This window comes from Streptomyces cylindrosporus (genome assembly GCF_022698165.1).
GTDB classification, from domain to species: Bacteria; Actinomycetota; Actinomycetes; order Streptomycetales; family Streptomycetaceae; genus Streptomyces; species Streptomyces cylindrosporus.
Window position 1 is genome coordinate 455,263 of record NZ_JALDAY010000010.1, and the last position, 14,801, is coordinate 470,063.

Sequence of the window (14,801 nt, forward strand, 5' to 3'; positions counted from 1 at the left end):
TTCGTTGTTTGGATGGGTTACGCGAAGGAGACAGGCAGATGTCCGGCCACTCTAAATGGGCTACGACGAAGCACAAGAAGGCCGTGATCGACGCCAAGCGCGGCAAGCTCTTCGCGAAGCTGATCAAGAACATCGAGGTCGCGGCCCGCATGGGCGGCGCCGACGTGGACGGTAACCCGACGCTCTACGACGCCATCCAGAAGGCCAAGAAGCAGTCGGTCCCGAACAAGAACATCGACTCGGCGGTCAAGCGCGGCGCCGGCCTGGAGGCCGGTGGCGCCAACTACGAGACGATCATGTACGAGGGCTACGGCCCGAACGGTGTCGCGGTGCTCATCGAGTGCCTCACCGACAACCGTAACCGCGCCGCCTCCGACGTGCGCGTCGCGATGACCCGCAACGGCGGCTCCATGGCCGACCCGGGCTCCGTGTCGTACCTGTTCAACCGCAAGGGCGTGGTGATCGTCCCCAAGGGCGACCTGTCCGAGGACGACGTCCTGGGCGCCGTGCTCGACGCCGGTGCCGAGGAGGTCAACGACCTGGGCGAGTCCTTCGAGGTGCTCTCCGAGGCCACCGACCTGGTCGCGGTCCGCACCGCGCTCCAGGAGTCCGGCATCGACTACGACTCGGCCGACGCCAACTTCGTCCCGACCATGCAGGTCGAGCTGGACGAGGAGGGCGCGCGCAAGATCTTCAAGCTGATCGACGCGCTCGAGGACAGCGACGACGTGCAGAACGTCTTCGCCAACTTCGACGTCAGCGACGAGGTCATGGAGAAGGTCGACGCGTAGCGCCGCCACGGGCTGAGCGGTTTCGGCGGGCCGGTGGGACAACACGTCCCACCGGCCCGCCGCCGTTGTCGGTGGCAGCGGCTAGCCTGGCGTGAAGTCAAAGATCACCGAGGGGAGGGGCCGTGCGCGTACTGGGCGTGGATCCCGGTCTGACGCGGTGCGGCGTGGGCGTCGTCGAGGGAGTCGCGGGCCGGCCGCTCACGATGGTCGGCGTCGGTGTCGTACGCACGCCCGTGGACGCCGAGTTGGGGCACCGGCTCGTCGCGATCGAGCAGGGCATCGAGCAGTGGCTGGACGAGCACCGGCCCGAATTCGTCGCCGTGGAGCGGGTGTTCAGCCAGCACAACGTACGGACCGTGATGGGCACCGCGCAGGCCAGCGCCGTCGCCATGCTCTGCGCCGCCCGGCGCGGCATCCCCGTCGCCCTGCACACCCCCAGCGAGGTCAAGGCCGCCGTCACCGGCAGCGGCCGCGCCGACAAGGCCCAGGTCGGCGCCATGGTCACCCGCCTGCTCCGGCTTGACGCACCCCCGAAGCCGGCCGACGCCGCCGACGCCCTCGCGCTCGCCATCTGCCACATCTGGCGCGCCCCCGCGCAGAACCGACTCCAGCAGGCCGTGGCCCTGCACACCGCGAAAGCACTGAAAGGCCGTACGGCATGATCGCCTTCGTCAGCGGCACGGTCGCCGCACTCGCCCCCGATGCCGCCGTGGTCGAGGTCGGCGGTGTCGGCATGGCCGTGCAGTGCACGCCGAACACGCTGTCCACGCTCCGCATCGGACAGCCCGCCAAGCTGCACACCTCCCTCGTGGTCCGCGAGGACTCCCTCACGCTGTACGGCTTCGTGGACGACGACGAGCGCCAGGTCTTCGAGCTGCTGCAGACCGCGAGCGGGGTCGGCCCGCGCCTGGCCCAGGCGATGCTCGCCGTGCACAGCCCGGACGCCCTGCGCCGGGCCATCGCCACCAGCGACGAGAAGGCCCTCACCGCCGTCCCCGGTATCGGCAAGAAGGGCGCCCAGAAGCTGCTCCTGGAGCTCAGGGACCGCCTCGGCGAGCCCGTCGGCGCCCCCGCGATCGGAGCTCCCGTCACCCAGGGCTGGCGCGAGCAGCTGCACGCCGCCCTCATCGGCCTCGGCTACGCCACCCGCGAGGCCGACGAGGCCGTCGCCGCCGTGACACCGCAGGCGGAGGCCGCCGAGGGCACCCCGCAGGTCGGCCAACTCCTCAAGGCCGCCCTGCAGACCCTCAACCGCGCCCGCTGACCGACTCGCGCCACCCCAGCTAGGAGACCGCAGTGAACTGGGACGACCCGGCCGACGCCCCCGCCCCCGAGCGGCTGGTCGGTTCTGTCGCCGACCGTGAGGACCAGGCCGTCGAGGCCGCCCTGCGTCCCAAGGACCTGGACGAGTTCATCGGCCAGGAGAAGGTCCGCGAGCAGCTCGACCTGGTGCTGCGCGCCGCACGCGCGCGTGGCGCCACCGCCGACCACGTGCTGCTCTCCGGCGCCCCCGGCCTCGGCAAGACCACCCTCTCGATGATCATCGCGGCCGAGATGGGCGCCCCGATCCGCATCACCAGCGGCCCCGCCATCCAGCACGCCGGCGACCTGGCCGCGATCCTCTCCTCCCTCCAGGAGGGCGAGGTCCTCTTCCTCGACGAGATCCACCGCATGTCGCGGCCGGCCGAGGAGATGCTGTACATGGCGATGGAGGACTTCCGCGTCGACGTCATCGTCGGCAAGGGCCCCGGCGCCACCGCCATCCCCCTCGAACTGCCCCCGTTCACCCTGGTCGGCGCCACCACGCGCGCGGGCCTGCTGCCGCCCCCGCTGCGCGACCGCTTCGGCTTCACCGCGCACATGGAGTTCTACGAGCCCGCCGAGCTGGAGCGCGTCATCCACCGCTCCGCGAACCTCCTCGACGTGGAGATCGAGGCCGACGGCGCCGCCGAGATCGCCGGCCGCTCCCGGGGCACGCCCCGCATCGCCAACCGCCTGCTGCGCCGGGTGCGCGACTACGCCCAGGTCAAGGCCGACGGACTCATCACCCGCGACATCGCGGCCGCCGCGCTCAAGGTCTACGAGGTCGACGCCCGCGGCCTGGACCGGCTCGACCGCGCCGTCCTGGAGGCCCTGCTCAAGCTGTTCGGCGGCGGCCCGGTGGGCCTGTCCACCCTCGCCGTGGCGGTGGGGGAGGAGCGCGAGACCGTCGAAGAGGTCGCCGAGCCCTTCCTCGTACGGGAAGGACTGCTCGCGCGGACCCCGCGCGGACGGGTCGGCACCCCCGCCGCGTGGGCGCATCTCGGCCTCACCCCGCCCCGCTCCGCGGGCACAGGAAACGGACAACAGGACCTGTTCGGGACGTGATGCCATTGTGACGGCGCGGGCATTGGCCGGGTCAGGAACCCAGGTGCCATGCTGAGCGTTGTTCCATGCGCGCGGACTCGCTTAGACTCCGCCGATGCCGCCTTTGTCGGCGGTATACATACCCCCATCCATGAGGCCGCTCTCCATCGCGGTCGTGCGAAGGAAACTCCGTCCCGTGAATATCACCATGCTCCTCCCGTTCATCGTGCTCATCGGGGCCATGTTCCTCATGACTCGTTCGGCCAAGCGCAAGCAGCAGCAGGCCGCCCAGATGCGCAACGAGATGCAGCCCGGCAGCGGCGTCCGCACGATCGGGGGCATGTACGCGACGGTCAAGGAGGTCAACGAGGACACGGTCCTCCTCGACGCCGGCCCGGGCGTCGACCTCCTCTTCGCGAAGAACGCCATCGGTTCCGTGCTCAGCGACGACGAGTACAACCGCATCGTGCACGGCATCGAGCACGACCTGAAGTCCGACTCCGACGTCGTCCCGGACGACGCCTCCTCCCTCACCGAGACCGACGACTCCGCCGACGAAGCTGCCGCCGCCTCCGACGACAAGTCCGTCGACCTCGGCAAGAAGGACGCGCCCGAGGACTCGGCCGACGAGACCGTCGCCGCCGAGGCGAAGTCGGACGAGGAGCCGAAGAAGACCGACGGCGACTCCGAGGCGAAGTAGTCACTCCAGGGACGTGCGGCCGACCCCGCGCGCCCCTGGACGTGCGCATCTCGCACACGGGGATCCCGACACCATGTCATGGCCGCCACCGCGCTGACCCGGCGCGGAGCGGCCCGAGAGGGAGTACGAGAAGGTGGCAGCACCTAAAAAGGGCCGGAGCGCGAGCGCCCAGAGCAAGCCGGGGCGCTCGCTGGCCCTCATCCTGATCGCCATCGTGGCGCTCACCGGCGGAATGTTCGCCTCCGGACACACCACACCGCGGCTGGGCATCGACCTGGCCGGTGGTACGAGCATCACGCTGCGGGCGGTCCCGGAGAAGGGCCAGGAATCCGCGATCAACAAGACCAACATGGACACCGCGGTCGACATCATGAACCGCCGTGTCAATGGTCTTGGTGTCTCGGAGGCCGAGGTTCAGACCCAGGGCGACAAGAACATCATCGTCAACATCCCCAAGGGCACGAACTCCAAGGAAGCGCGCCAGCAGGTCGGCACCACCGCCAAGCTGTACTTCCGCCCGGTGATCGCCACCGAGCTCTCCGGCGCGGCGGCCACGGCCACCCCGTCGCCGAGCGCCTCCGGCAGCGCGTCGAGCAGCCCCTCCAGCAGCTCGTCCGAGAAGGCCACCGACAAGGCGACCTCGTCGTCCTCCGCGTCGGCCACCGCCACCTCCCAGGGCCGCGCCGTCACGGACGCCCTGAAGGCCGACTCGACGCCCAGCGCCACCGCCAGTGCGAAGGCCTCCTCCAGCGCGTCGGCGAGCGCCTCCCCGTCCGCGAGCAGCAGCTCCGCCACCAGCGCCGAGGCCGCCAAGCTGGAGGCGCAGTACACCGCCCTGGACTGCACCAAGAAGTCGGTCCGCGCCACCGCCGGCAAGGGCGTCAAGCCCACCGACTCCACCGTCGCCTGCGGCCAGAACTCGGCGGGCCAGTGGCAGAAGTACATCCTCGGCCCCGCCGCGGTCGACGGCACCGACGTGAAGAAGGCCCAGGCCGTCTTCAACACGACGACCGCCGCCGGCTGGACCGTCACCATGGACTTCACGAGCAAGGGCACCAAGAAGTTCGGCACCATCACCGGACAGCTCGCGCAGAACCAGTCGCCGCAGAACCAGTTCGCCATCGTCCTCGACGGTGACGTCGTCTCCGACCCCTCGGTCAGCGAGGCGCTCACCGGCGGCAGCGCGGAGATCTCCGGCAGCTTCACCCAGGAAGAGGCGCAGAGCCTCGCCAACATGCTGTCGTACGGCGCCCTGCCGCTGACCTTCAAGGAGGACAGCGTCACCACGGTGACCGCCGCGCTCGGCGGCGAGCAGCTGCACGCCGGCCTGATCGCGGGCGCCATCGGCCTCGCGCTGGTCGTCATCTACCTGCTGATCTTCTACCGCGGCCTGTCGGTCATCGCCATCCCGTCGCTGCTGGTCTCCGCGATCCTCACCTATGTGATCATGGCGCTGCTCGGCCCGGCCATCGGCTTCGCGCTGAACCTGCCGGCCGTCTGCGGCGCGATCGTCGCGATCGGTATCACCGCGGACTCGTTCATCGTGTTCTTCGAACGCATCAGGGACGAGATCCGCGAGGGCCGCTCGCTGCGCCCGGCCGTCGAGCGGGCCTGGCCGCGCGCCCGGCGCACCATCCTGGTCTCCGACTTCGTGTCGTTCCTCGCCGCCGCGGTGCTGTTCATCGTGACCGTCGGCAAGGTCCAGGGCTTCGCGTTCACCCTCGGCCTGACCACCGTGCTCGACGTGGTCGTCGTCTTCCTGTTCACCAAGCCGCTGATGACGATCCTCGCCCGCCGGAAGTTCTTCGCGCAGGGCCACAAGTGGTCCGGCCTGGACCCGAAGGCCCTCGGCGCCAAACCACCGCTGCGCCGCACCCGCCGTTCCGCCCCCGTCGACCCGAAGGAGGCGTGAGATGTCGAAACTCGGCAGCCTCGGCGCCCGTCTGCACCGCGGCGAGGTCGGTTACGACTTCGTCGGAAAGCGCAAGATCTGGTACGGCGTCTCGATCCTGATCACCATCACGGCCATCCTCGGCCTGGCGGTGCGCGGCCTGAACATGGGCATCGAGTTCCAGGGCGGCGCCGTCTTCACCACCCCGAAGCACATGAGCACCTCGGTCGCCTCGGCCGAGAGCTTCGCGGAGGAGGCCTCCGGCCACGACGCGATCGTCCAGAAGCTCGGCGACGGCAGCCTGCGCATCCAGATCGCGGGCATCGACACCGACAAGTCCGACGCGATCAAGGACAAGCTCGCCAAGGACCTGAACGTCAACTCGGAGAACCTCGCCGCGGACCTGGTCGGCCCCAGCTGGGGTGACCAGATCGCCAACAAGGCCTGGCAGGGCCTGGGGATCTTCATGGTCCTCGTGGTGATCTACCTGGCGATCGCCTTCGAGTGGCGCATGGCCGTCGCGGCGCTCGTCGCCCTGATCCACGACATCACCATCACCACCGGTATCTACGCCCTCGTCGGCTTCGAGGTCACACCGGGCACCGTGATCGGTCTGCTCACCATCCTCGGTTACTCGCTCTACGACACGGTCGTCGTCTTCGACAGCCTCAAGGAGCAGACCAAGGACATCACCAAGCAGACCCGCTGGACCTACAGCGATGTCGCCAACCGCTCGATCAACAGCACCCTGATGCGGTCCATCAACACGACCGTGGTCGCGCTGCTGCCGGTCGGCGGCCTGCTCTTCATCGGTGGCGGCCTGCTCGGCGCCGGCATGCTCAACGACATCTCGCTGTCGCTGTTCGTCGGCCTCGCGGCCGGTGCGTACTCCTCGATCTTCATCGCCACGCCGCTCGTCGCCGACCTCAAGGAGCGCGAGCCGCAGATGAAGGCGCTCAAGAAGCGCGTCCTCGCCAAGCGGGCCCAGGCGGCCAGCGAAGAGGAGCAGGCGGAGGCCCGCGGCGCGGACCTGGTGCACGACGAGGAGCCGGAGGACGACGCCGCCCCGGCGGTCGTCGGCCCGCGCAACCAGCCCGCGTCCCGCAACCGCGGCCGCGGCCGCCCCTCCGGGAAGCGAGCACGATGACCGGCATCGAGGAGCTCCTGCTCAGCCGCATCCGCGACGTGGCCGACTACCCGGAGCCGGGCGTGATGTTCAAGGACATCACCCCGCTCCTGGCGGACCCGGCGGCCTTCACGGCGCTCACCGGCGCGCTTGCGGACATCGCCACCAGCACCGGCGCCACCAAGGTCGTCGGCCTGGAGGCCCGCGGCTTCATCCTCGGCGCCCCGGTCGCCGTCCGCGCCGGCCTCGGCTTCATCCCCGTACGCAAGGCGGGCAAGCTCCCCGGAGCCACGCTCAGCCAGGCGTACGACCTGGAGTACGGCTCGGCGGAGATCGAGGTCCACGCCGAGGACCTGTCGGCCGACGACCGCATCCTGGTCGTCGACGACGTCCTGGCCACGGGCGGCACGGCCGAGGCCTCGATCGAGCTGATCCGCCGGGCCGGCGCCGAGGTGGCGGGCCTGGCGGTCCTGATGGAACTCGGCTTCCTCTCCGGCCGGGCCCGCCTGGAACCGGCTCTGGGCGGCGCCCCACTGGAGGCCCTGCTGGTGGTCTGACGTCCACAGCAGACCTCGTAACCGATACGAGAACGGCCGCCCCGGCACCTGTCCGGGGCGGCCGTTCCCTGTTGCACACCCCCCGTGCTCCCGCACTTCACCTCCCGGAATGCCGGCGGCAGCCCCCCGTGTTACACGGGTAGACGTCCCTCACATTGGCCTGAAGGCGATCCCGGAGCCCAGGATCGCTACCATGGGGTCTCCGGAGCCTGACCGGGGGACCCGGATCGCGCACGAGGAGTCCTCTTGCCAGACGAGGCCCAGCACCTGACCGCCGCCAAGCCCGAGCCCGCCTCGGCAGCCGCGGCCAAGCCCGCGCCGAGCACACCGCAGCCGAAGAACGACAGCGCCGGGCCGGTCGAGCACGCCCAGTCCGCGCCCGTCGACAAGTCCGCCGAGCAGTCGCGCCCCAAGCCGCCCCCGGCTTCCGAGACCCCCGCGACCGCACCGGCCGTGCGCCCCAACACCGGCCAGCCCGCCCGTACCGGCTCCTCCAACCGCGTCCGCGCCCGCCTCGCCCGCCTCGGCGTCCAGCGCTCCAACCCGTACAACCCGGTCCTGGAGCCCCTGCTGCGGATAGTGCGCAGCAACGACCCGAAGATCGAGACGGCCACCCTCCGCCAGATCGAGAAGGCCTACCAGGTCGCCGAGCGCTGGCACCGCGGCCAGAAGCGCAAGAGCGGCGACCCGTACATCACGCACCCGCTCGCGGTGACCACGATCCTCGCCGAGCTGGGCATGGATCCGGCCACGCTGATGGCCGGTCTGCTGCACGACACCGTCGAGGACACCGAGTACGGCCTCGACCAGCTCCGCCGCGACTTCGGCGACTCCGTCGCGCTGCTCGTCGACGGCGTCACCAAGCTGGACAAGGTCAAGTTCGGCGAGGCCGCGCAGGCCGAGACCGTGCGCAAGATGGTCGTCGCCATGGCCAAGGACCCGCGTGTCCTGGTCATCAAGCTCGCCGACCGCCTGCACAACATGCGCACCATGCGCTACCTCAAGCGCGAGAAGCAGGAGAAGAAGGCGCGCGAGACCCTGGAGATCTACGCGCCGCTCGCCCACCGCCTCGGCATGAACACCATCAAGTGGGAGCTGGAGGACCTCGCCTTCGCGATCCTCTACCCCAAGATGTACGACGAGATCGTACGGCTGGTCGCCGAGCGGGCGCCGAAGCGCGACGAGTACCTGGCCATAGTGACCGACGAGGTCCAGCAGGACCTGCGCGCCGCCCGCATCAAGGCCACCGTCACCGGCCGCCCGAAGCACTACTACAGCGTCTACCAGAAGATGATCGTGCGAGGCCGCGACTTCGCGGAGATCTACGACCTCGTCGGCATCCGCGTCCTCGTCGACACCGTCCGCGACTGCTACGCCGCCCTCGGCACCGTGCACGCGCGATGGAACCCGGTCCCCGGCCGGTTCAAGGACTACATCGCGATGCCCAAGTTCAACATGTACCAGTCGCTGCACACGACGGTCATCGGGCCCAACGGCAAGCCGGTCGAACTCCAGATCCGCACCTTCGACATGCACCGCCGCGCCGAGTACGGCATCGCCGCGCACTGGAAGTACAAGCAGGAGGCCGTCGCCGGAGCCTCCAAGGTGCGCACCGACGTGCCCAAGGCCGGCAAGAAGGACGACCACCTCAACGACATGGCGTGGCTGCGCCAGCTGCTGGACTGGCAGAAGGAGACCGAGGACCCGGGCGAGTTCCTGGAGTCCCTGCGCTTCGACCTGTCCCGCAACGAGGTCTTCGTCTTCACGCCGAAGGGCGACGTGATAGCGCTCCCGGCCGGGGCCACACCGGTGGACTTCGCGTACGCGGTCCACACGGAGGTCGGCCACCGGACCATAGGAGCACGGGTCAACGGCAGGCTCGTACCCCTCGAATCCACCCTGGACAACGGTGACTTGGTGGAGGTCTTCACCTCCAAGGCGGCCGGGGCCGGTCCGTCCCGCGACTGGCTGGGCTTCGTCAAGTCACCTCGCGCGCGCAACAAGATCCGCGCCTGGTTCTCCAAGGAGCGCCGCGACGAGGCGATCGAGCAGGGCAAGGACGCCATCGTCCGCGCGATGCGCAAGCAGAACCTGCCGATCCAGCGCATCCTCACCGGCGACTCCCTCGTCACGCTCGCGCACGAGATGCGCTACCCGGACATCTCCGCGCTGTACGCGGCGATCGGCGAGGGCCATGTCTCCGCGCAGAACGTCGTGCAGAAGCTGGTCTCCGCGCTCGGCGGCGAGGAGGCGGCCACCGAGGAGATCGACGAGGCGGTCCCGCCGACCCACGGCCGCAGCCGTAAACGCCGCTCCAGCGCCGACCCGGGCGTCATCGTCAAGGGCGTCGAGGACGTGTGGGTCAAGCTGGCCCGCTGCTGTACGCCCGTCCCCGGCGACCCCATCATCGGCTTCGTCACACGCGGTAGCGGAGTATCGGTTCACCGCAGCGACTGCGTGAACGTGGAGTCACTGTCCCGCGAGCCCGAGCGCATCCTGGAAGTCGAGTGGGCGCCCACCCAGTCCTCTGTCTTCCTGGTCGCCATCCAGGTCGAGGCCCTGGACCGCTCCCGGCTCCTCTCGGACGTCACCCGCGTCCTGTCCGACCAGCACGTCAACATCCTCTCGGCGGCCGTCCAGACGTCCCGCGACCGGGTTGCCACCTCCCGGTTCACCTTCGAGATGGGCGACCCGAAGCACCTCGGGCACGTGCTGAAGGCGGTGCGAGGCGTGGAGGGCGTGTACGACGTGTACCGGGTGACGTCGGCGCGACGGTCGTAGAACAACCCGACGCAGCGGGCCCCGCACATCATGTGCGGGGCCCGCTGCGTATGACGATGTGCCTCTAGCCGCCGAACTCCTGCAGGCCCTTCAGCGCCTGGTCCAGCAGCGCCTGGCGGCCCTCCAGCTCACGCTCCAGCTTGTCGGCCTTCGCGTTGTTGCCCTGGGCGCGCGCCTGCTCGATCTGGCCCTTCAGCTTGTCCACGGCCGCCTGGAGCTGGCCGGTCAAACCCTCGGCACGCGCGCGTGCCTCCGGGTTGGTCCGGCGCCACTCGGCCTCCTCGGCCTCCTGGATCGCCCGCTCCACCGCGTGCATCCGGCCCTCGACCTTCGGCCGGGCGTCGCGCGGGACGTGGCCGATGGCCTCCCAGCGCTCGTTGATCGAGCGGAACGCGGCACGCGCCGTCCTGAGGTCCGTCACCGGGAGGATCTTCTCGGCCTCCTCGGCCAGCTCCTCCTTCAGCTTCAGGTTCTCCGACTGCTCGGCGTCCCGCTCCGCGAAGACCGAGCTGCGGGCGGCGAAGAAGATGTCCTGGGCGCCGCGGAAGCGGTTCCACAGGTCGTCCTCGTGCTCGCGCTGGGCGCGGCCCGCGGCCTTCCACTCCGTCATCAGCTCGCGGTAGCGCGCGGCCGTCGGACCCCAGTCCGTCGACCCGGACAGCGACTCGGCCTCGGCGACCAGCCGCTCCTTGGTCTTACGGGCCTCCTCGCGCTGCGCGTCCAGCGCCGCGAAGTGGGCCTTGCGGCGCTTGGAGAACGCCGAGCGGGCGTGCGAGAAGCGGTGCCACAGCTCGTCGTCCGACTTGCGGTCCAGCCGCGGCAGACCCTTCCAGGTGTCCACCAGGGCCCGCAGCCGCTCACCGGCGGCCCGCCACTGGTCGGACTGCGCCAGCTGCTCCGCCTCGACGACCAGCTCCTCCTTGGCGTGCCGCGCCTCGTCGGACTGCTTGGCGCGCTGCTGCTTGCGCTCCTCGCGCCGTGCGTCGACCGTCGCGACCAGCTTGTCCAGACGGACCTTCAGGGCGTCCAGATCGCCGACCGCGTGGTGCGCGTCGACCTGCTCACGGATGTGGTCGATCGCGGCCTGCGCGTCCTTCGCCGACAGGTCGGTGGTCTTCACGCGCTTCTCGAGGAGGCCGATCTCGACAACCAGGCCCTCGTACTTGCGTTCAAAATAGGCCAGCGCCTCCTCGGGAGAGCCGGCCTGCCATGAACCGACGACCTGCTCGCCGTCGGCCGTACGCACGTACACGGTCCCCGTCTCGTCGACGCGGCCCCACGGGTCGCTGCTCACAGCGCCTCCTCCACATGATGCCTGCGAGGGGCCTCACTGCCCCCGGGCATCGTCCACAGTTTCGTCACGGCCAACATAGGCGACCGGCGGGTTGCCTGTCCGCATCCCGCGCGACCGAAATTTCGCACCTCGGGGTCCTGATGGGACCCCGAAGCGGTGCCGGCGGGGTCAGGATTTCGTGACCGTCGCCTTGTTGATCACGACCGTCGCGTTCGGGGCTCCGTCGCCCTGGCCCGTGCTCTCGCCCGCCGCGGCGATTTTCTTCAGCACCTTCATGCCCGATTCGGAAACGGTGCCGAACGGTGTGTAGCTGGCCGGCAGCTGACTGTCCTGGTAGACGAGGAAGAACTGGCTGCCGCCGGTGTGCTTCTGCCCGGTGTTCGCCATGGCGACCGTGCCCGCCGGGTAGACGCCGCCCTTCAGGCTTTTGTCCTTGAGGTTCTCGTCCGGAATCGTGTAGCCGGGGCCGCCGCTGCCGCTGCCCGTGGGGTCGCCGCACTGCAGCACGTAGATGCCGTTGGTGGTGAGGCGGTGGCACTTCGTGTGGTCGAAGTAGCCCTTTCCGGCCAGGAAGTCGAAGGAGTTCACGGTGTGCGGCGCCGCCGACGCGTTGAGCGCGATGTCTATGTCACCGCACGTGGTGGCGAGCTTCATCGTGTACTTCGCCGACTTGTCGATGGTGACCGCCGGCTCCTTCTTCCAGCTGAGCTTCTTCACGGAGCCCTTGGCGGCCTTCTCGCAGGGGTCCGGCGCCTTGCTGGTGGCCGCGGCGCTCGGCGTCGTCTGCGCGCTCGCGTCGGCCTTGTCGTCGTCGTTCTTCAGCACGCCGGTCGTGTAGATCGCCACGCTGCCGATCACGACCACGCCCAGCACCGAGGCGATCACCGAGTTGCGCATGCGTGCCTTGCGCCGCGCCTCCGTGCGCCGCTGCTGCTGCCGCAAGAACTTCTCCCGCGCGAGCTGCCGCTTCCGCTGTTCCTGGGTGACCACGGGGTTTTCTCCTCATGCCTCTCGTACGTCGACCGGTACGCGTGCGACTGGTGGGCCGACCGCCTGCGTGTGCCCCGTACCGTATATGGGTTCGCTGAGGATTCGGCAGCGCCGGTAGGCTCTGACGGCAGCTGTGTCCATTCGTTGACCACAGCCGTAGCCGCCCGTATCGACACAACGAAGGACGATCGTGCTCATTGCCGGGTTCCCCGCCGGGGCCTGGGGGACGAACTGTTATCTCGTCGCCCCCGCCGCCGGTGAGGAGTGCGTGATCATCGACCCTGGCCACCAGGCCACCGAGGGCGTCGAGGAAGCGCTGAAGAAGCATCGGCTCAAGCCCGTCGCCGTCGTCCTCACCCATGGCCACATCGACCACGTGGCCTCGGTCGTCCCGGTGTGCGGCGCGCACGACGTGCCCGCGTGGATCCACCCCGAGGACCGCTACATGATGGCGGACCCGGAGAAGGCGCTCGGCCGCTCCATCGGCATGCCGCTGATGGGCGAGCTGACCGTGGGGGAGCCGGACGACGTCCGGGAGCTGACCGACGGCACGCGGCTGGCGCTCGCGGGCCTGGAGTTCTCCGTCGCGCACGCGCCCGGCCATACCAAGGGGTCGGTGACCTTCCAGATGCCGGAGACGACCGAGATCCCGTCGGTCTTCTTCTCCGGGGATCTGCTCTTCGCCGGCTCCATCGGACGCACCGACCTGCCCGGCGGTGACATGGCCGAGATGCTCGACTCGCTGGCCCGCGTGTGCCTGCCGCTCGACGACTCGACCGTGGTGCTGTCCGGCCACGGCCCCCAGACGACCATCGGCCAGGAGCGCGCCACCAACCCGTACTTGCGGCAGGTGGCCGCCGGCCAGGGAGCGGACACCGATGCCGCTCCCCGACGAGGAATGTGACGAGAGACTTCCCGTGAGCACCTTCAAGGCCCCCAAGGGCACGTACGACCTGATCCCGCCGGACAGCGCCAAGTTCCTGGCGGTGCGCGAGGCGATCGCCGCGCCCCTGCGCAACTCCGGTTACGGCTACATCGAGACCCCCGGCTTCGAGAGCGTGGAGCTCTTCGCCCGCGGTGTCGGCGAGTCCACCGACATCGTGACCAAGGAGATGTACGCCTTCGAGACCAAGGGCGGCGACAAGCTCGCCCTGCGCCCCGAGGGCACCGCGTCCGTGCTGCGCGCGGCCCTCGAGGCGAACCTGCACAAGCTGGGCAACCTCCCCGTCAAGCTCTGGTACTCCGGCTCGTACTACCGCTACGAGCGCCCGCAGAAGGGCCGCTACCGGCACTTCTCCCAGGTCGGCGCCGAGGCGATCGGCGCGGAGGACCCGGCGCTGGACGCCGAGCTGATCATCCTGGCCGACCAGGCCTACCGCTCGCTGGGCCTGAGCAACTTCCGGATCCTGCTCAACAGCCTGGGCGACAAGGAGTGCCGCCCCGTCTACCGGGCCGCCCTCCAGGACTTCCTGCGCGGCCTGGACCTGGACGAGGACACCCTGCGCCGGGCGGAGATCAACCCCCTGCGCGTGCTCGACGACAAGCGCGAGTCGGTCCAGAAGCAGCTGGGCGACGCCCCGCTCCTGCGCGACTACCTCTGCGACGCCTGCAAGGCGTACCACGAGGAGGTCCGCGAGCTGATCACGGCGGCGGGCGTGGCCTTCGAGGACGACCCGAAGCTGGTCCGGGGCCTGGACTACTACACCCGTACGACCTTCGAGTTCGTCCACGACGGTCTGGGCTCCCAGTCCGCGGTGGGCGGCGGCGGTCGCTACGACGGACTGTCGGAGATGATCGGCGGCCCCGCGCTGCCGTCCGTCGGCTGGGCCCTCGGCGTCGACCGCACGGTCCTGGCGCTGGAGGCGGAGGGCGTGGAGCTGGACATCCCGGCCGCGACCAGCGTCTACGCGGTGCCGCTCGGCGACGAGGCCCGCCGGGTCCTCTTCACGAAGGTCACCGAGCTGCGCAAGCTCGGCATCGCGGCGGACTTCTCCTACGGCGCCAAGGGCCTCAAGGGCGCCATGAAGAACGCCAACCGCAGCGGCGCCCGCTACACGGTGGTCGCCGGCGAACGCGACCTCGCCGAGGGCGTCGTACAGCTCAAGGACATGGAGTCCGGCGAGCAGACGGCGATCGGCGTGAACGAGATCGTGGCGGAGCTGGAGTCCCGGCTGGGCTGAGGTCGGTCCAGGAGGTCGTACCGCATGGCACTGGTGACGGCTGCCGTGCGGTCGGCCACGAAGCCGTCATTGGTCCAGCAGCCCGTGGCGCATGGCGTTGGTCACCGCGGCGGTCCGGTCGTCGACGCCGAGTTTGCCGAAGATC

13 protein-coding genes are annotated in these 14,801 nt (G+C 69.8%); 11 read left to right on the plus strand and 2 right to left on the minus strand.

Features of this window, described 5'->3' with window-relative positions:
* Positions 1-38: 38 nt before the first annotated feature.
* From MQP27_RS32925 to MQP27_RS32965, 9 genes are all read left to right on the plus strand, one after another.
* A complete protein-coding gene (locus MQP27_RS32925) occupies positions 39-791 on the plus strand; it encodes a YebC/PmpR family DNA-binding transcriptional regulator (protein WP_242771088.1) in 753 nt (250 codons plus the stop codon).
* A 122-nt stretch (positions 792-913) separates the two neighbouring features.
* Positions 914-1,453 (plus strand): crossover junction endodeoxyribonuclease RuvC, encoded by a 540-nt coding sequence (gene ruvC / locus MQP27_RS32930; protein ID WP_242771104.1) that lies wholly within the window; start codon positions 914-916, stop codon positions 1,451-1,453.
* Entirely contained in the window at positions 1,450-2,055 is a 606-nt protein-coding gene (gene ruvA, locus MQP27_RS32935) for a Holliday junction branch migration protein RuvA (RefSeq protein ID WP_242771107.1), read from the plus strand. The genes ruvC and ruvA overlap by 4 nt, the downstream gene beginning before the upstream one ends.
* 32 nt (positions 2,056-2,087) lie before the next feature.
* Complete coding sequence (gene ruvB, locus MQP27_RS32940) at positions 2,088-3,158, plus strand: Holliday junction branch migration DNA helicase RuvB (RefSeq protein ID WP_242771126.1); 1,071 nt, start codon at positions 2,088-2,090, stop codon at positions 3,156-3,158.
* Positions 3,159-3,345: 187 nt separating this feature from the next.
* Entirely contained in the window at positions 3,346-3,837 is a 492-nt protein-coding gene (gene yajC / locus MQP27_RS32945; RefSeq protein WP_372511372.1) for a preprotein translocase subunit YajC, read from the plus strand.
* 133 nt (positions 3,838-3,970) lie between these two features.
* The gene (secD, locus tag MQP27_RS32950; protein WP_242771147.1) at positions 3,971-5,749 is read left to right on the plus strand and encodes a protein translocase subunit SecD; all 1,779 of its coding nucleotides are present in this window, start codon (positions 3,971-3,973) and stop codon (positions 5,747-5,749) included.
* A 1-nt stretch (position 5,750) separates the two neighbouring features.
* Positions 5,751-6,875 (plus strand): protein translocase subunit SecF, encoded by a 1,125-nt coding sequence (secF, locus tag MQP27_RS32955; RefSeq protein ID WP_242771150.1) that lies wholly within the window; start codon positions 5,751-5,753, stop codon positions 6,873-6,875.
* Positions 6,872-7,411 (plus strand): adenine phosphoribosyltransferase, encoded by a 540-nt coding sequence (locus tag MQP27_RS32960; RefSeq protein ID WP_242771153.1) that lies wholly within the window; start codon positions 6,872-6,874, stop codon positions 7,409-7,411. Before secF ends, MQP27_RS32960 begins: the two co-directional genes overlap by 4 nt.
* Positions 7,412-7,657: 246 nt before the next feature.
* A complete protein-coding gene (locus MQP27_RS32965; RefSeq protein WP_242771168.1) occupies positions 7,658-10,192 on the plus strand; it encodes a RelA/SpoT family protein in 2,535 nt (844 codons plus the stop codon).
* Positions 10,193-10,256: 64 nt separating this feature from the next.
* Here the strand turns inward: MQP27_RS32965 and MQP27_RS32970 are convergent, their stop codons facing one another.
* Together MQP27_RS32970 and MQP27_RS32975 are read right to left on the minus strand one after the other, a co-directional pair.
* Positions 10,257-11,486: a DUF349 domain-containing protein gene (locus tag MQP27_RS32970; protein WP_242771172.1), complete on the minus strand. Its 1,230-nt coding sequence runs from the start codon at positions 11,484-11,486 to the stop codon at positions 10,257-10,259.
* Positions 11,487-11,654: 168 nt separating this feature from the next.
* Complete coding sequence (locus tag MQP27_RS32975; protein WP_242771176.1) at positions 11,655-12,476, minus strand: peptidylprolyl isomerase; 822 nt, start codon at positions 12,474-12,476, stop codon at positions 11,655-11,657.
* Positions 12,477-12,666: 190 nt separating this feature from the next.
* Here MQP27_RS32975 and MQP27_RS32980 point away from each other — a divergent pair, with 190 nt between their 5' ends.
* Both MQP27_RS32980 and hisS read left to right on the plus strand, forming a co-directional pair.
* On the plus strand, positions 12,667-13,380 hold the full coding sequence (locus MQP27_RS32980) for an MBL fold metallo-hydrolase (protein WP_242771190.1): 714 nt from the start codon (positions 12,667-12,669) through the stop codon (positions 13,378-13,380).
* A gap of 13 nt (positions 13,381-13,393) precedes the next feature.
* Entirely contained in the window at positions 13,394-14,656 is a 1,263-nt protein-coding gene (hisS, locus tag MQP27_RS32985) for a histidine--tRNA ligase (RefSeq protein ID WP_242771193.1), read from the plus strand.
* The last annotated feature ends 145 nt before the right edge of the window (positions 14,657-14,801 follow it).